16 protein-coding genes are annotated in these 18,456 nt (G+C 29.6%); 13 read left to right on the top strand and 3 right to left on the bottom strand.

Annotation, left to right across the window (positions count from 1 at the left end):
* Window positions 1-138: 138 nt before the first annotated feature.
* Both HW275_RS02220 and HW275_RS02215 read right to left on the bottom strand, forming a co-directional pair.
* The gene (locus HW275_RS02220; RefSeq protein ID WP_178934765.1) at window positions 139-921 is read right to left on the bottom strand and encodes a DUF4037 domain-containing protein; all 783 of its coding nucleotides are present in this window, start codon (window positions 919-921) and stop codon (window positions 139-141) included.
* 237 nt (window positions 922-1,158) lie between these two features.
* On the bottom strand, window positions 1,159-2,256 hold the full coding sequence (locus HW275_RS02215) for an RNA-guided endonuclease TnpB family protein (protein ID WP_178934763.1): 1,098 nt from the start codon (window positions 2,254-2,256) through the stop codon (window positions 1,159-1,161).
* Window positions 2,257-3,465: 1,209 nt separating this feature from the next.
* Here HW275_RS02215 and HW275_RS02210 point away from each other — a divergent pair.
* The 3 genes from HW275_RS02210 (at window position 3,466) to HW275_RS02200 (ending at window position 5,527) form a co-directional block, all read left to right on the top strand.
* Window positions 3,466-4,359 (top strand): LysR family transcriptional regulator, encoded by an 894-nt coding sequence (locus tag HW275_RS02210; RefSeq protein ID WP_178934761.1) that lies wholly within the window; start codon window positions 3,466-3,468, stop codon window positions 4,357-4,359.
* Window positions 4,360-4,403: 44 nt separating this feature from the next.
* On the top strand, window positions 4,404-4,988 hold the full coding sequence (gene gmhA, locus HW275_RS02205; protein WP_178934759.1) for a D-sedoheptulose 7-phosphate isomerase: 585 nt from the start codon (window positions 4,404-4,406) through the stop codon (window positions 4,986-4,988).
* A 191-nt stretch (window positions 4,989-5,179) separates the two neighbouring features.
* Window positions 5,180-5,527, top strand: a complete 348-nt coding sequence (locus HW275_RS02200; protein WP_178934757.1) for an MliC family protein — start codon at window positions 5,180-5,182, stop codon at window positions 5,525-5,527.
* 93 nt (window positions 5,528-5,620) lie between these two features.
* Here HW275_RS02200 and HW275_RS02195 read toward each other — a convergent pair whose 3' ends face one another.
* Window positions 5,621-6,541 carry a cation diffusion facilitator family transporter gene (locus tag HW275_RS02195; protein WP_178934755.1) on the bottom strand — a complete coding sequence of 307 codons (921 nt, stop codon included), beginning with the start codon at window positions 6,539-6,541 and terminating at the stop codon, window positions 5,621-5,623.
* Between the two features lie 260 nt (window positions 6,542-6,801).
* Between HW275_RS02195 and HW275_RS02190 the strand changes: the two genes are divergently transcribed.
* The 10 genes from HW275_RS02190 to sppA all read left to right on the top strand — a co-directional run bounded on the left by HW275_RS02190 (window position 6,802) and on the right by sppA (window position 18,357).
* A complete protein-coding gene (locus HW275_RS02190; RefSeq protein WP_178934753.1) occupies window positions 6,802-7,632 on the top strand; it encodes a tetratricopeptide repeat protein in 831 nt (276 codons plus the stop codon).
* 22 nt (window positions 7,633-7,654) lie between these two features.
* Window positions 7,655-8,608, top strand: coding sequence for a DUF4037 domain-containing protein (locus tag HW275_RS02185; protein ID WP_178934751.1), 954 nt, complete (start codon window positions 7,655-7,657; stop codon window positions 8,606-8,608).
* Window positions 8,609-8,675: 67 nt separating this feature from the next.
* The gene (locus tag HW275_RS02180; RefSeq protein ID WP_146996333.1) at window positions 8,676-9,299 is read left to right on the top strand and encodes a DUF4125 family protein; all 624 of its coding nucleotides are present in this window, start codon (window positions 8,676-8,678) and stop codon (window positions 9,297-9,299) included.
* Between the two features lie 66 nt (window positions 9,300-9,365).
* A complete protein-coding gene (locus HW275_RS02175; protein ID WP_178934748.1) occupies window positions 9,366-9,974 on the top strand; it encodes a hypothetical protein in 609 nt (202 codons plus the stop codon).
* 155 nt (window positions 9,975-10,129) lie between these two features.
* A complete protein-coding gene (locus HW275_RS02170) occupies window positions 10,130-10,675 on the top strand; it encodes a type II secretion system protein (protein WP_178934746.1) in 546 nt (181 codons plus the stop codon).
* Window positions 10,676-12,289, top strand: a complete 1,614-nt coding sequence (locus tag HW275_RS02165) for a ComEC/Rec2 family competence protein (RefSeq protein WP_178934744.1) — start codon at window positions 10,676-10,678, stop codon at window positions 12,287-12,289.
* A 121-nt stretch (window positions 12,290-12,410) separates the two neighbouring features.
* Window positions 12,411-12,746, top strand: coding sequence for a zinc ribbon domain-containing protein YjdM (locus HW275_RS02160; RefSeq protein WP_178934743.1), 336 nt, complete (start codon window positions 12,411-12,413; stop codon window positions 12,744-12,746).
* 20 nt (window positions 12,747-12,766) lie between these two features.
* Window positions 12,767-13,648: a GTPase Era gene (gene era, locus HW275_RS02155; protein ID WP_178934742.1), complete on the top strand. Its 882-nt coding sequence runs from the start codon at window positions 12,767-12,769 to the stop codon at window positions 13,646-13,648.
* A 321-nt stretch (window positions 13,649-13,969) separates the two neighbouring features.
* Window positions 13,970-15,943, top strand: coding sequence for an excinuclease ABC subunit UvrB (gene uvrB / locus HW275_RS02150; RefSeq protein WP_218975077.1), 1,974 nt, complete (start codon window positions 13,970-13,972; stop codon window positions 15,941-15,943).
* Between the two features lie 767 nt (window positions 15,944-16,710).
* Complete coding sequence (gene sppA, locus HW275_RS02145; protein WP_178934741.1) at window positions 16,711-18,357, top strand: signal peptide peptidase SppA; 1,647 nt, start codon at window positions 16,711-16,713, stop codon at window positions 18,355-18,357.
* Window positions 18,358-18,456 lie beyond the last annotated feature (99 nt).

The raw sequence follows: 18,456 nt of genomic DNA, 5'->3' as shown, positions 1-18,456 counted from the left end.
TTATGCTTAAAAAAAGGAAAAATCTAAAATAAAATTACCCTTTTATTAATTTAACTGAATAATTAGATATAAATTGAAATTGTTTTAGTTTGTCAAATAAATATTAGGCTGTTTGTAATAAAAAAACTATTTAAGAATTTAGTAAGAAATCTTTTTTATATTATTTATAATATTTTCTATATCACTCATTAATAAAGATTGATTTTCTTCTGAATACATATGCGAAAAAAGAGAATTTAGATTTTCTTCAAAGTTTTCAGGCAAGATTTTGCATTGTTTCTTACAAAGTTGGATTAATCGTTTTTCACCAGGGTGTGTCACTTCATTAATCGCGAATAATAGATCAAAATATGAAGCTAGGAATTCTGTTATTCTATGGTTTATGCTGACAAAATCTTTTCTTGAAATTGCTTTTTTTATTTGTTTCGGATATGCTGGCATTGCAGAGTCTATTAATTCCAGCTGTCTTTTTATGATATTTTCTTTTAGTTGTTTTGGATAGTTTATGGTATATTTATTTTTGTATTTTTCAAGGGTTCCGTTTTTATCATATAAAATTTTGCAAGTAATTAGATTGTGCCACATGCAAGTTGTGTAGGAATTGTTTGGTTGGCATTCGATAACGACTCTTTCGATTCCTTTCATAAAATCTTCCATATTCCGATAGAGAATGTCAATTTCGATTCCATTGTTTAAGACACAATTGTCTTCGTATTCCCAAAAGCTGTTTCCAATTTCCATATGGCTGCAAAAATTTTTTAAAATGTTTTTTCTTTTTTCTTCGCTAATAGGGGAATTTATGTAAAGATACACGTCATAGTCTGATTTTTCATCATAATTTTCTCCAGCACGTGAACCTCCCAATGCGATTGCTTCAACTTCTTCCAATAAAGATAATTCTTTAAATAATTGTTCTACCATTTTTCCTCCTAAATTTTAAATTTTATAAATTTTAACTATGTGAATATTTGCATAGTAAAACTATTTTAAAACCAAGTTCACAAATTAATGACTTTCCTGCTCAAATTCTTGACTAGATTGATAGTGAACTACTCCCGCTTTTAGAAGCGGGAGCTTCTTGGGAAGTATCTGCTTTTGCTAGCCAAATATATTTACCAAGCTCTTCGGGTAGTTCCTACCCTGCTTCCTTTTATTTCCCTAATATTTCAACATCGCTTTTCCAATGTCTCTTATATTCAATGCCGCATTGTAATCTCTGTCAATTTCAATTCCACAGCACTCACATTTATAACTTCTTTCTGATAATTTCAGCTCTTCTTTAACGTTTCCACATTTACTACAAGTTTTCGACGATGGAAACCACTTATCTATCTTCAAAAATTGTTTCCCTGAAAATATCAGCTTATACTCAAGCATCCTCAAAAACATTCCCCATCCATTATCTCCTACACTTTTCCCAAAATTTAATGCCTGACTCATCCCTTTCATATTCAAATCCTCAACAACCACAGCATTATACGTTTCAGACAATTTTTTTGATAATTTATGTAAAAAATCTTTTCGACAATTTTTGATATACTCATGCAATTTTGATATTTTCTCTTTTTGTCTATACCAATTTTTAGAAAATTTTACTTTTCTCGATAATGATTTTTGTAATTTTTTCAATTTTTTCTCCAACATCTTAAAATATTTTGGATAATCAGCTCTTTGGTTTTCAGAACTGACAAATAATTCAGACATTGAAAAATCAAGTCCAATCACTTTATCATTACTTGGATTTTTTTGGATTTCTTTTTCAAATTCCGTCAAAATAAAAACATAGTAATTTCCATTACTGTTTGTTAGTGTTACCGACTTTATTCTATAATTCTTTGGTATTTCTCTATGATATTTCAATTTTACTCTTTTCAATTTTGGCAAAACCAAATATTTGTTTTCCTCTATTCGTATCGAATTGTTCACACAATTTGTCGTATAACTTTTAACATTATTCTTTTTAGATTTGAACCTTGGAAACTTTGCTCTCTTCTGGAAAAAATTCGTAAACGAGCGTTTTACATTTAATTGAGCATTTGCAAGTGCCAAACTATCTACTTCTTTCAAAAATTGATTTTCACTTTTCAAACTGGCAGGTGTAATTATTTTATTTTTTCCAGTTTCTTCATAAATTTTATTCGCAGTGTACAAAATTGTATTGTAAACAAAACGAACACATCCAAAAGTCTTGTTTATCAATAATTCTTGATCTTTATTTGGATAAATTCTGTATTTGAATGCTAAATTATATTTCATAAAATTACACCTCCTTTTGATTTTGAGTATTATTTTTAATTATTTCTTTAGAAATTTATCATTAAGATTTCTCTTCAATATTTTATACAAAAATTGTATCATAGACGTATCCTTTTTTCAATTTTTTTACAAAAAAAGCAATTCATCTCCCACTTGTAGAAAGCCTACGACTTCTTGCTGTCTTTTTGTTAAAAAAGTTCGAGTATATTTTATCACTAAATAGTTAATTTTTCTATAATTTTTTGGTTATCAAAAGTATTTAAAATTTATTTGAGAATCGTGCTTATTTTGTTTAAATCTGGAATTTGCTAAGTTTTATCAGTATAATATTATTTCCTATTTAAAGAAATGTGTTTAATCAGTTTCATTCCAAAAAAATCACGACATTCTATACTAAATTATAAAGATTATTATATTTAATACTAAACCCTTTTTGAAAATAGGAATAAATTTTTATAATAGAGTTGTTTGATAATTAATTCATAATCATTCAACTAAATTATTTTTTATTATTTTTTGGACATTTTATTAATAAATATTTTTTCATATTACTATGTTTTTTCTTTTTTATTTTCGTAGGATTGCTCATTGCCGCAAATCCTACAACCTATGGCTAGTCTACGACATTTTTCTGCACTGACAAAAAACTCGCTATGCTCAAACAGTTTTGCCAGCACAGAAAAATGCTCCGACGGATTAATTTATACTAAAATCTGTTTAAAAAGTAAAAATTATGTTTTAATCATTTGAAAATATTAAATAAGCAAAATTGTAAGGGCATGGCGTCTGATGCCCTTACGTTACAAAAAAATTGAATAAAAAAAAGTCATAATATTTATAAATAAAATTATAAAAGTCTTTAAGATGGATACTTAAGAATTAAATTTGATTTTTTAACAAAGTTATCAAATTAATTATTATAGAATTTTACTTCTATTTTTTAAATGAGATTTAGCATATTTATAGAAGTGAAAAAATAATTTGATTATCAAAATAAACAGTGGTATAATATTCATAAAGTTTGAAGTAAGTATAAAAAATCTTGAGTAAATTTAGCATAAAAAAAATCAATCATTAATTAAAGTAATAAAAAAGGCTGGATTATTTATCTTATTATTCATTTATTTTATTCTTCGATGTATATTTACTGGACAAAAATATATGTATGAGTTATAATAATATAAAAAATATATGATTGGAGAAATAAATGTGGATGTACATCATTTAAAAATTTTTTTTGAGGCGTGCAAGGAAAAGAGTTTTACTAAAGCTGCAAAAAATTTATTTATAAGTCAATCTGCGGTATCGATACAAATAAAAAAACTGGAAACAAAATTGGGAATCCAGCTTATTGAAAGAAATTCGAAAAATTTCAGGCTAACTTTTGCAGGAAAAGAGCTTTATCGGATGTCAAAGGATGTTTTTGACAAGATTTTACGGGTGGAAAAGGAAATGGAAAAAATTTCGCATTATGGCAAGGGTAAAATTTGCATAGGGGCGACTCATAATATTGGAGAGCCTGTGCTGCCTAGAATTATGGTGGAATTTAAAAAGCATAATCCCGAGATTGAATTTGACTTGTATATCAAAAACCGTGAGTCGCTTGTAAAGCATCTGAAGGAAGGAACAGTTGACGTTGCACTAATGGAGGAATATTTCATTGAGGATAAGGAAATAAAGGTTATTGAAACTGAGGAATATCCATTTGTTGTCGTAGCAGGTAAGGAAATATCAGATTACAGGGAACTGAAGGAAATGCAGCTGTTAAAGCGGGATACTGTGCTGACAAGCAAATATCTGGATTTGTTTGAAAAAATAATAGGATTTAATCTGGAAAACAGAATTGTCATAAATGGAAGCATTGAAACAATGAAAAATCTTATAAAAAGCGGGCTTGGGTTTGCAGTTCTTCCGTATTACAGCGTTTATGAAGAAATCGAAAAAGGCGCATTAAAAATTATTCATAACTTCGAAAAATCTGAAGATAAGTTCCAAATCGTCTATATTCGTGAAAATGGTGAAAAAACAGGAATTTCTAAATTTGTAAAATTTGTGAGAGATTATAAGATTACTCCAGCATTATTTTCAGTAAAAAATAAGTAATAATTTAAATAAATAATTTATAAATAAATTTTGGGAGGAAAATTATGTTAAAAGAAAATATAAGAAATTCGTATTTAACAGCTTTTGAAACTGTAAAGGCATTTGTAGAAAATGATGAAAATATTGAAAAGACAGAAAAAATATCGCAGGAATTGGCACAGGCTTATAAAAACGGCAAAAAATCAATGATTGCAGGAAATGGTGGAAGCAACTGTGATGCGATGCACTTTGCAGAAGAATTTACAGGAAGATTTAGAAAAGATAGAAAAGCATTGCCATCTATAAGTATTAGCGATTCTTCACATATTACATGTGTTGGAAATGATTACGGCTTTGACTTTATTTTTGCAAAAGGTGTGGAAGCATTCGGGCAGGAAGGTGATTTCTTCTTTGGAATCTCAACTTCAGGAAATTCCAAAAATATAATCGAGGCTGTAAAATCAGCTAAGGAAAGAAATTTGAAAACAGTGGCATTACTTGGAAAAGATGGGGGAAAATTGAAGGGAATGTGTGACTATGAATTTATAATTCCCGGTGAAACATCAGACAGAATTCAAGAAGTTCATATGATGATTCTGCATATCATAATTGAAGGTGTAGAAAGAGTTTTATTCCCTGAAAACTATTAAAAAGCAGTATTTATATAGCTATCGAATAGGCCTAAATAATTTAAAATAAAATCTAAAATTAATAGGCTAGACAATTAAGTAATTTTACTACAGTTTCATTTTTAATAAATAGTATTTTATAAGAAATTTAACAGTTTTAGGTGGTATACTTCGTATCGAAATAAATTTTGAGGAAAAGAGATGGTGTAAAAATGAAATTATTGAAAAAATCTATGCTAGTATTGTCTGTAATGACATTAATTGGAGGAATGAGCTTTGCTGCAACAGCCAAGAGAAGAACGGGTAAAAAACCTGCTGCAAGAAGAGTGGCTTCAGAATCATATACTTGCAGTTCTGAAAGAATAACAGTTTCATATCCGGCAACAAACGCTGCCAGAGTAGTGACTAAAGCAGGAAATGTTTATAACTTGAAAGTGGCAGTATCAGCCAGTGGAGCAAGATATGTTTCCAAAAATGGAAATATCGAATTCTTTAAAGGTGGAAAAGATGCTATTTATAGAGGGCCTAATGGCATTGAAAAATCTTGTAGAAGAAGATAATAAAGCTAATATTTAAATGAAAAACATAATTGACAGATCGGCTAAATTAGAAGATTTGAAAATTATGTTTTTTTTGCTATGTTAAAAGCGTAATTAAAGATGCGGATTTATTTCGGGATTTTCAATCTGAACTGTCACATGCTCTATTCCATATTCATTTTTTAGGAGTTTTACCACATTATTTACAATCTCGTAATCATTTACGCCATCATATTCGTCAAGCAAAATATGAAATGAAATGCTTATGTTCTCTTCTGAAATATTCCATAAATGAAATTCGTGAATATCCTTTATTTTATCAATTGTCAAAATTTTATTATAAATTTCGTTAATGTCTAGATTGTTTGGAACAGCTTCCATTAAAATAAAAAACGCCTCTTTTGCAATTTTTAGCCCTCCAGTGAAAATAACAACGCTGATAATCACACTTATTATTATGTCAAAAATAACAAGATTAGTTAATTTCAAAATAACTGCAGCAATTATGACTCCGACAGAATTTAATGTATCGCCTAAAAAATGCCACAAAGCACTTTTTACATTAAGATTCTTTTCTTTTTTCAAACTTCTCATAAGTACAAACATAAGTATGATATTAACTAGAAGTCCAATTACTGCAATTGTAAACATTGTAAAAAAATCAACATGTTCTGGATTGAAAAGCCGTTTTATAGCTTCAATAACTATTCCAACCGATATTATCATAAGAGCCAGTCCATTTATGAATGCAGAAATTATCTCGATTCTCAAAAATCCGTAAGTAAAATTTTTGTTTGGCTTTTTAGCTGAAAAAAATACTGCAATAATGCTGAATAAAAGTGCAACAACATCCGAAAACATATGAAATGAATCTGAAATAAGTGCAAGCGAACCGCTAAATATCCCGCCAAACAATTCAACTAAAGCAAAAAATAATGTCAGTAAAATTGAAGTTATCAAAGTTTTCTTTGATTGTGCCTGATATTTATAATGCTTTATATGATGATATTTAAAATCAATTTTTTCTTTATTCATCTTATCTTTCCTTCTTTCCTCTAAAAATATTTAATCTATTTTAATTATATAATAGGAGTTTTTTTATTTCAACAACATAATTTTATTTTATAGTAAAACTATTTTAAAATCTTAAAATTATTTTTAATATTGTTGCAGATTGCAATTTTGTATGGTAAACTTTTGTTAGAAATAATAAATTTAAAATTGAAATGTATTCAAATTATATTTTTGTAATACCAAAGTTAAGCAATAAATTTAAGATAAAGGAGAAATATAAAATGTCAAATATATTTGAAAAAAAAGTCAGAATAAACGAATTGACAAACTTGAGAAAAGAACTTATGCAGCAGGGGAATGTTGTGGAAGAGGTTAAAGTGTTAAAGGAATTAGCAGAACTTACAGAAGAGGTTTTTGGTGAGGAAAGTGATGAAAATATTAAAATTTTGAATGAAGTTGGGGGAACTCTTAAATATGTTGGGGAGTTTGACACAGCGAAAGATGCTTTGCTGAAGGCACAAGGCTTTATTGAGAAAAAGTACGGCAAAGACAGTATTCCATATGCGACTTGCAGCCTTAACCTAGCCGAAGTTTACAGATTTATGAAAAAATATGATGAAACTGAAGATATGTACCTTAATACTATGAAAATTTATGAAAATAATAATTTGCAAAATGACTATGTTTATGCGAGCGTGTGCAATAATTTGGCTTTATTTTATCAGGAGCTTGAAAGATACGAGGAAGCGATTGAATTACAGGAAAAAAGTCTAAGGGTACTGGAAAAAGTTGGAGAAAATCCTATTCAGTATGCGATTACATTAAGCAATCTTGTACAGCCTTACTTGAAAGTAAAAAACAAAGAAAAAGCAGAGGAATACTTGCAAAAATCACTGGAACTAATCGAAAAGGAAGTTGGAAAAACTCATAATTTGTATGCGGCAGTTCTGAATAATATGGCGACTTTTTATTTTGCAGAAAATGAATATGAAAAAGCATTGGAATTATTTGAGGAAAGTTCTGAAATTTGTGAAAAGACGTTTGGTAAAGAAAGCAATAATTACAAAAATATTTTGGAAAATATTGAAGTTGTGAAGGAAAAAATGGTTTAGATTTTTGGAAGAAGGAGAAAAAATGGATTCAAATAAAATAAAAGGACTGGAACTTTCAAAAAAATATTTTGAAGAAGTTTATCTGCCAGTTATAAAAAGTGAATTTCTAGAAGTTTTTGAAAAAATGGCGGCTGGACTTGCGGGAGAAGGTTCAGAGTGTTTTGGGTTCGATGATGAAATTTCGCAGGATCATGATTTTGGGCCGTCCTGCTGTATTTGGCTAAGTTCAGAAGATTATGAAAAATATGGACTAAATTTGCAAAAAAGGCTTAATGAATTGCCGAAGGAGTTTTTGGGATTTAGAGCATTGAATGTGAGTGAATTTGGAGATGGACGGCGTGGTGTCCTTAATATGGAAGACTGGTTTTTTAAATTTTTGGGGGATGTAAAGGCGCCTGAGAATTTGTATGATTGGCGGTTAATTCCAGAAGAATTGCTAGCAACGGCGGTTAATGGAGAAATTTTTATGGATAATTTAGGACAATTTACAAAAATTAGAAATGATTTAAAAAAATATTTTCCAGAAGATATACGGCTTAATAAAATTGCCACAAGATGTATGAAAATGGCACAATCTGGGCAGTATAACTATTTGCGGTGCATGAAAAGGAATGAAATTGTGGCAGCAAGGCTGGCAGAAACCGAATTTATAAATGAGGCAATACATATGATTTTTTTATTAAATAAAAAATATAAACTTTTTTATAAATGGATGCCAAGAGCCTTAAAAAACTTGAAAACCTTGGGAGAAAAAACTTATTTTCTAATTGAAGAACTGGTAAAATTGCCAACTGGTGCAGTTAATCGGAAATTTCAAATTATTGAAGAAATAAGTGCTAATGTAATTTTGGAAATGAAAAATCAAGATATTGTTCCAAGACAATTAACAAGCGACTTTTTACAGGATTATGGGTCTTTTGTGCAAAATAAAATTGAAGATGAAAAATTAAGGAACTGGAATCCTGCGATGGATTAAAATAGAAAATTTAAAAAACAATCGACAAAATTAAAGAATATTGGATTTTAAAATAGGAGAATTGAAAATGGAAAGAGAAATTAGTAAAAAAGAAAGTTTTATTAGACAAATTTTAAAAAGGGAATGGGAATTTTTTCAAAATGTGCATCATACGGAAGGAAGGGCAGAATGTCAGGATAATCCGCAGGAATTTGAAATTATGAGAAGAAGCCAATGGGAAACATTGCCTGATGAAATTCTGGAAAGTTATTTGGAAGACTTGATTTTGGCAAAACATCGTGGCGAAAACATTGTTCAGGATAAATATGCCAGAATGATGAAATACAGTTCGCCAAAGGAATATGAAATAATTAAGGGTTACTTGCCTGAAATCTCGCAGGAGAAAGAAGAATTGGTGCAAAAAATAGTAGAAATTTATTTGCATTGGGAAGAAGAAATAATAAAAAAATATCCAAAAGTTACTTCAAAAGGGCGCCCTTTATACTCAAAATATGACACACCAAACTATACTTCAATTGAAACTTACTTGAAGGGAGAATTATCATCATATTCAGTAAAAACATTGAAATTATATTATGAGTATATCCAAAGCTGTGTTACAAATAATGTAAACTTGGCAGAAAATAATTTGGAAAATATTGTACTGGAAAAAGGATATAAGACGATTGATGAAGCAGAGAAAAGTTTATAAAATTTGGAAAATAAAGTTGTTTAAAAAACGGGGAATAATTATTTAGTTAAGGAAAAGGGGAAATTTATGAATGCTGTGTCAGTAAAAGGAATTGTGAGTATAGATGGAAATTTTTTATTGAGGCAGAATGAAAGGAACGAATATGAACTGTTGGGAGGAAAGCTGGAAAAAAGTGATAGTGATTTGGAAAGCAGATTGAAACAAGAGTTTTTGGAAGAATCAGGAATAAAAGTGGATGTGGAAAAAGGATTGGAACCTTGTTTTTTAAGTGTGAATAATAAAAAAATATTGATTGTTCCTTATATTTGTAAAATAAAGTTTATTCCAGATATTTTGTTTGATGAAGATGGCGGAAAATTATTTTGGATAAACAAAGCAGAATTGGAAAATTTAAATATGCTAACAAGTTATCTTGATTCAATTAATCAGGTTTCTCCAAGAGATTCGGAAATAAAAATAAATGGAATAAAACATTTTTATGAAGATTATCAGTTTTCTATTTTTGTCAGAATTTTAAATCAAAATTGTGAAGCGATAGAAATAGTAGAAGTTGAAAATCAGATGCTTTTTGAGATAAAACAAAAATATGAAATTAAAAAAAATAATAAATTAGTATTCAATAACTGTGTTGTAGAAGGAAATAATCTGTATATTGATTATAGTTATAAGGTATAAAATTGTGGAAAAAGTTTCTTATTCATTGAATGAGGAATTTTTTTTGTAAATATATTTTTTATAAAAAATAATTTGATTTTTTCAAAAAATGATGTATAATAATATTAATTAAAAATTAAATTTTGTATAAAAATAGTTTTTTAAAAGGGGGAAAAATGAGAATAAAGGGGAATAACAAGGGGTTTACACTCATTGAGGTTTTATTATACATTTCGATTACGGCGATTTTATTTATGGTGGTTTCTGTGAATTTACAGAAACAGAGGCAGAATCAGGAGTTCGCAATTCAAAAGAGGAATATTAGCCAGTTTATCAGAAAAATTCAGCAGTATGCACAGCACAACAGGAAGGAATATGTGCTGGATTTTAAAATATCTGAAAAGACAGCTTATTTTCTAGACGAAAAAAATGGGAAAAAGGATATTGTTGATAAAATGAAGATTTCCAAAAACTTATCTTATATGACAAATAATTCTAATAAAAATGCTGATTTTAGAAGACGTACTACAAATGAAGGGAATTTTGAAAAAGGATTTTCCGTTTATTTGTTGGATAAAAAGGGAGAAAAAATTTATTACAGAATTTCTACAAACACAATAAATGCGGCGAAATATCCGATTATAAGTATTTACAGGGCTAAAAAGCCGATTAATCTTTCGGATGACTATTCAAAGGCTAACTTGTGGGAGGAGGAAATTTAGATGAAAAATGGGGGAAATGTTGAGAATAATACAACAACTGGACAAAATAATAAAAAAAGAGATTTTGAAAATATAAGATTTCGTAAAATTGTGAAAAAATCTAATAAAAATAAGAATTTGAAAAATTCTGGAAATACAAAAGTGAGTAAAAATAATAACAGTAGCAAAACTCAAGAAAATGTAAATAAATTTGAAAATAAGGAATTTGACAAATATATTTTGGAAATGCAAAAATTGAGGGAAAAAGAAGCTAGAAAAAAGCATATAAAATCTGAACTTTCACGCAAGAAACAAAATTTAGTAAAATTTTTTAATATGCAAGTTGGAATTGAAGAAGTGAAAAGAACTTGGCAATTTGGAATTTTAATTTTGGCAGGGATTTTTTTGTTTGCGTTTTATTTGAATTTTGTTACTTTTAAGGGGGAACTTTCTGGAGAAAATACACTTTATGTGAAAATTGATGGAAATCGTGGAAGTGTCTTGAAGGTTAATAACAAATATTTGAAAAACCAGGCGAGTATTGAGAATAAGAAGGGGCTTGAATATGGATTTTACCTTATGCGGTACAAAATTAGGAAAATTGTAAATAAAAATGGCAATATTAAGATTGAAGGGAAACTGCTGGGATATAAAGAATCACGATTAAATGGAGTCCGCAAATATATTTTGGAGATTTTTGATAATTTATTTATAACTGAAGAAAATTTGTATGCTTTTTCACGTGCTGCGGTTCTGGGAGAAAAGGCGGAGGTTTCTAAGGATATGAAGGATAAGTTTAAATACACGGGACTGGCTCATTTGATTGTAATTTCTGGGACTCATATAAGTCTGGTTGTTATTGGAATTGTGAAAATTTTGGATGGGCTGTCGCTAGGGTACAGGTTTAAGTATTTGATGGCACTTGTTGCACTCACTTTTTACTGTGCATTAATTGGATTCTCGCCAGGAATTTTACGTGCCTATATTATGGGAGCGATGATGATTTTGGCAAGGATTCTTTTTGAGCAGGAAGACAGTAAAAAATCCCTTCTGGTGTCGTTTATTGTTATAATTGTGCTAAATCCGTATTCACTTTTTGATATTTCAATGCAGCTTTCGTATGCGGCAGTTGTGGCAATAATATTTGTAAATCCTGAATTTAAGAAAATTTATCAGGAAAAAATTTTGGATAAAATAAAAAACGAAGTTTTGAGAAATACTGTAGATTTGATATTTTTAAGTTTAACAATACAAATTACAAGTATTCCATTATTTTTTTATTATTTTGAAAAACTGCCTTTATTTTCGTTTTTATTAAATATTGTGGGAATACCAATCGGAACAGTTGTTATACAATGTTTATTTTTTATTGTGCTTCTAAATATTTTTAAATTATCTTTATTTAACAGCTCGATTGTTTTTGTTACAGAAATTATTTTTAAGGCTTTTGAAGGATTTATTTACGCTGGGAGCAAAATTCCGCTTTTGCAGCTTAATATTAACGGGAAAGCACCATTATGGACGGTTTTTGCATATTATGGAATGTTATTTTTTATAACATTTTTTATAATGCCGTTGTTTACTGCAAAAATTGATATGTACTCAAGCTCCTTTAATACTGAAACAATAAAATAATTTTGGAAATTGATTTTAAAATATCATTACTATAAATGAAAATTATAATGATAAACATATTTTATAACTTTCTGTTTCGTGGTATAATAAAAAATAATAAAATTTGAAAGGAATATAAAGTATGAGTTTATCAAATTGTCCTAAATGTGGATCCGAATATGTTTATGAGGATGGAAATATGCTAGTTTGTCCAGAATGCTTTTACGAATGGGCTGAAAATGGAGAAGAAAGCGATGATGAAAACGTTGTAAAAGATTCAAACGGAAATATTTTGCAGGATGGGGACAGCGTTACAATTATTAAGGATTTGAAAGTAAAAGGTGCATCATCAGACTTGAAAAGAGGAACAAAAGTTAAAAATATAAGATTAATTGACGATGGGATTCATAATATCGACTGTAAAATAGATGGTTTTGGAGCGATGAAACTGAAATCGGAATTTGTGAAAAAAATATAAAAAACAGAATTGGAGAAAGAATGAAGTCAGGATTTATAACAATTGTTGGACGTCCAAATGTTGGGAAGTCTACGCTTATGAATAAGCTTGTGAAAGAAAAGGTTGCGATTGTGTCGGATAAGGCTGGGACGACTAGAGATCAGATAAAAGGGATTGTAAATATTGGAGAGAATCAGTTTATATTTGTGGATACGCCGGGGATTCATAAGCCTAAGCATTTACTTGGGGAACATATGACTAATGTAGCGTTAGAGGCACTTGAAAATGTGGATTTGATAATGTTTATGCTGGATGGGACACAGGAAATTTCAACTGGGGATATGTTTGTTAATGAAAATGTGCGAAGTGTAAATACACCAATTGTACTTGTTATTAACAAAATTGATAAAATGACGGATGAGGAAATTGAGGAGAAGAAAAAGGAAATTCGTGAAAAATTGGGAGAGTTTGATGAAATAATAACTCTTACGGCGGAATATGCGATTGGGATTCATAAAATATTTGAAGTTGCCAAGAAATATTTGTCAAATGATGTATGGTTTTATCCAGAAGATTACTATACAGATTTACCAGTAAATAAAATCGTTGTGGAAACAGTCAGAGAGAAAATTTTACATCATACAAAAGATGAAATTCCGCATAGTGTAGCTGTGGAGATTATTAATGTAGAAACAAAGCCTACAATTAGAAAATATGATATAAATATTTATGTTGAAAGGGATAGTCAAAAAGGTATTATTATTGGAAAAGATGGGGCTATGCTTAAGAAAATTGGGATAGAGGCTAGACGTGAAATTGAGCATCTGATTGATTTGAAGGTTAATTTAAAATTGTGGGTAAAAGTTAAGAAGAAATGGAGAAAAAATAAGAAATTTCTTGATGAAATGGGTTATGGGAAATAATTTTATTTTTAGGTTATATTAAATAATTATAAAAATTGAATAATAACAATCTTTATATTAAACCCTATTTAAAAATAGGAATAAATTTTTATAATAAGGTTGTTTGATAACTAATTCATAATTATTCAACTAAGATTGTTTTTTATCCTTTGTTAGAAAAGATTGTAATAAATTCGTTATTTAAATGGGGGTTAGTATTACTATAGCAGGGGCTTGTCAGAAAGTAATAAAAAATAAAAAAATCAAAAATTGTATTATTTGAGAGTTTATAAACTTTTATAAATAACCAAAAGGTTTGTATTGAAAGGAGGAAAAATAGAGATGGATTTTAAGATACATTCAAAATTTAAGCCCACTGGAGATCAGCCTCAGGCTATCCAAAAAATTGTGGAAAACTTGGAAGATGGTATTACAGATCAGATTTTGCTTGGGGTTACGGGTTCGGGAAAGACATTTACAGTTGCGAATGTTATTGAAAAAATAAATCGTCCAGCTTTGATAATGGCACCGAATAAAACACTTGCAGCACAGCTTTACAATGAGTACAAGCAGTTTTTTCCTGAAAATGCTGTTGAATATTTTGTGTCTTATTATGATTATTACCAGCCTGAAGCGTATATTATGCAAACTGATACGTATATTGAAAAGGACTCTTCAATTAATGATGAGATTGATAAATTACGGCATGCAGCAACAGCAGCACTTTTGAATAGAAGAGATGTTATTATCGTGGCTTCGGTTTCGGCAATTTATGGATTGGGATCGCCAGAGGCATATAAAAAGAGATCGATTCCGATTGATGTGGAAACTGGGTTTGAGAGAAATGAGCTTATAAAAAGGCTGATTTCACTTAGATATGAGAGAAATGATATTGCTTTTGAGCGTGGAAAATTCCGTGTGAAAGGTGATATTCTTGATTTACATCCATCTTATCAGGATACAGGATACCGTTTTGAATTTTTTGGAGATGATTTGGAAAGCATTTCAGAGATTAATACGCTTACTGGACAGAAAATTAGAAATATAAAAAGAATCACAATAATGCCTGCAACTCACTATTTGACAAATGAAGATACAAAAGTGATGTTTGAGGCAATAAAAAAGGAAATGGAAGAAAGAGTGCATTTTTTCCAAAAGGAAGGAAAACTGCTGGAAGCACAGAGAATTGAGCAAAGGACAAAATATGACTTGGAAATGATTGAGGAAATTGGTTATTGTAAAGGTGTGGAAAACTATTCCAGATATTTGACTGGAAAAGGTGAAGGAGAAGCGCCTGATACGCTGATTGACTATTTTCCAGAGGATTTGGTTGTATTTTTGGATGAGTCGCACATTTCAGTTCCGCAGATAAATGGGATGTATAAGGGAGATAGGGCAAGAAAGCAGTCTTTAATTGACAATGGATTCAGGCTTCCAAGTGCTTACGACAACCGTCCATTAAAATTTGAGGAATTTTTTGAAAAAGTTCCGCAAGCTGTGTATATTTCAGCCACTCCAAGCGATTATGAGCTGGAACATTCAAATGGTGAAGTTGTAGAGCAGCTTGTACGTCCAACAGGAATTGTAGAGCCAAGTATCGACATTCGAGAAACAAAAAATCAAATTGATGACTTGATGGATGAAATAAAAACAAGAACGGCAAGAAAAGAACGGATTTTAGTTACAACCTTGACAAAAAAAATGGCAGAAGAACTGACAGATTACTATTTGGAATATGGAATAAAAGTAAAATATATGCACTCTGACATTGACACGCTAGAAAGAACAGAGATAATAAGAGGCTTGAGGAAAGGTGAATTTGATGTTCTGGTTGGAATAAACTTGCTGCGGGAAGGGCTGGATATTCCAGAGGTTTCATTAGTAGCAATTTTGGAAGCAGACAAGGAAGGATATTTACGTTCCAGAAGATCTTTAATTCAGACAATGGGACGTGCTGCAAGAAACGTGGAAGGACACGTTATCCTATATGCTGACAGAATAACAGGTTCTATGCAGGAAGCCATTGACGAAGTAAACAGGCGGCGTGAAGTTCAGGAAAAATACAACTTGGAACACAACATTAATCCAAAATCAATCGTAAGAGAAATCGCAGAGTCGATTGTAGACTATGAAATTGAAAAAGAAAATGAAGCAAACAAAGCAATTAAGCAGTATAAGAGTGAAAAAGATGTGGAAAAGGAAATTAAGAAACTTGACAAGCAAATCAAGAAATTGGCAGAGGAACTTAATTTTGAGGAAGCTATTAAGTTGAGGGATAAAATGAATGAATTGAAGAAGTTGTTAATTGAACTGTAATTTTTATTTTTATAAGAAATATATATTTAAGAATTTTGGATTAATGATTTTTATTAATATTTGTTTTTTTCTTTCTTATAAAGCAAAGGGGAACAGTCGCCATCCCCTTTGCAAACCCGGCTTGTCTAAGAATTTTTTGGGAATAAAAACTAAACTCGCTTTTTAATAAGAGTTTTTGCTAACTCTTTAAACGGTTGTAATTTTAATCTTTTGAAAAAGCTCAAACAGTAGTTTTTATTCCCAAAAAATCACGACATTTTTAATTTAATTGTAGTATGCAGCTTAATTAATTTTTAATAAAAACTTTATTAAAAAATTATTTAAAATAAAGTATTGAAATTTTTGGTAGGAGTAATAAATTGAATAAAAACAAAAAAATAAAATTTCCAGATTGGATGTCGTTGTTTCCGTTTTTTATTTCACAATTAATATTGTATCCGATAGCTTTGTATACAAGAAAAGTAATAATAGAAATTAATAGTGCTAGTCCGATATTAGTATTTTTGCTTCATTTTTTGAATTGGCAATATTTTTTGTAATAACTTTGGCTTTGCCACTAATAGTGTTTTTTGTACTTGGGGTAATGTATGATTTTGAAATTAAAATGAAAAGTGTTTTTTATCTTTTGGGCAGTTTAATATTGATGTATATTTTTTTGATATTAATTTTCAATATGAAAGAATTGTTATTGTTAATAGGATGTTGTATTGCATTTGGATTGGGATTATTAGTAAAATAGTTTAAGAATAAAAAAGGGAGTTGATATGATGTTTATTTTGAAAATGTTGTTAGAAATAGTAATAATGCTTATTTTGTGTGTGATTTTAAATCTAATTTTTATGAAGAAAATTCTTAGAGTAAAAAATAAGAAGAAATTGCCTTTAAAAAAGGTAAAAACTGTTGTGTTTGATGTAAAAAAATTGAAGGAAGATGTGGCTATGCCGGCATTAAAGGGGAAAGAGAAATTATCGTATTATCAAATATTGCAAGGATTAAATAATCTTGCGGAAGATAAAAATATAAAAAAAGTGATTATTGATGTGGATAAGTTGAATTTGACACTTTCCCAGCTGGAAGAAATTTCTAAAATTTTTGATAAGATTAGGAAAAATAAGGAAGTAGTAGCGATAGGAACGCTTTTTGAGGAAAGTCGATATAGACAGGCTATGCTTGCTGATAAGATTTTTATGTTTGACACAAGGCAGTCAACTCTTATTTTTAGGGGATATTTACATAAGGAATTTTATTTGAAGTCGTTTCTGGAAAAGTTTGGGATAAGGATGAATGTGCTTCATATTGGTGATTATAAGGTGGCTGGAGAAAAATATAGCCATAACCAAATGTCAGAAGAGAAAAAGGAATCAATTAAAAATATAAAAGATAAAGTTTTTAAAGATTTTGTGGAATTGGTAAAAAGTAAAAGAGGGACTGATATTGAAAATGAGATATTGAGTGGAAATTTGATTTTTGCTGGGAAGAAAAAGGCTTTGGAATATAAATTGATTGACGGTGTTGCTGATTATGATGAGATTGGGATAAATTATAAGGAAGACACTGTTTCAATTGAAGATTACATTATAATGTCAAAAAATAAGAAGGAAAAGGCGAAAGATACAATTGCTGTGATAAATCTTGAGGGCGTTATTGATATGAAAAATCCCAACAAAAATATTACCTATGATAATGTTTGTGAAAAACTTGAGGAATTAAAAGAAATAAAGAATTTGAAAGGGTTAGTATTAAGAATAAATTCGCCTGGTGGAAGTGCTTTAGTTTCTGAAAAAATATACAAGAAATTAAAAAAATTGACTGTGCCGATATATGTTTCAATGGGAGATTTGTGTGCAAGTGGAGGTTATTACATTGCTACAACTGGAAAAAAATTATTTGCAAATAACTTCACTTTGACAGGTTCAATCGGTGTTGTGATGATGTATCCTGAAGTTGTAGGAACAATAAAAAAGTTAGATGTTAATTTGGAAGGATTTGGAAAGGGTGCTGGCTTTGATATGCTGAATCCATTTGAAGAATTAGGAGAAGATTCAAAAGAGAAATTAATCCATAATATGAATGAAGTTTATGGCGAGTTTAAGGAACATGTAATGGTAGCCAGAGGAATGAATGACGAGGAACTTGAAAAAATTGCACAAGGAAGAGTGTGGCTTGGAAGCGAAGCCAAAAATATCAATTTAGTTGATGAAATTGGAACTCTTGAAGATTGTATAAAATCAATGGCAAATGATTTGAGGTTAGATAAATATAAAGTAAAAACTGTGAAATTGACACAGACTTTGAAGGAAACTTTGTCAGATATAAAAATGCCGTTTGTATCTGAGGAAATTAGAGAAAAGGTTGAATTTTTACAAGGGAATATGAATAAGGTTTTGTATTATGAGAGTGATTTTCAACTGTAGGAAGTTTTTCAATTTGGAAAGAAATGAAACTGTTCAGTAATTATATAAATTTGGACATATAGTAAAACTGCCTTAAAACTGAACTCAGAAGCTATGACT

Source organism: Leptotrichia sp. oral taxon 223 (assembly GCF_013394795.1).
Taxonomy (GTDB): Bacteria; Fusobacteriota; Fusobacteriia; order Fusobacteriales; family Leptotrichiaceae; genus Leptotrichia.
Note: the sequence above shows the minus strand (reverse complement) of the source record. Positions and strands in the feature narration are given on the sequence as shown.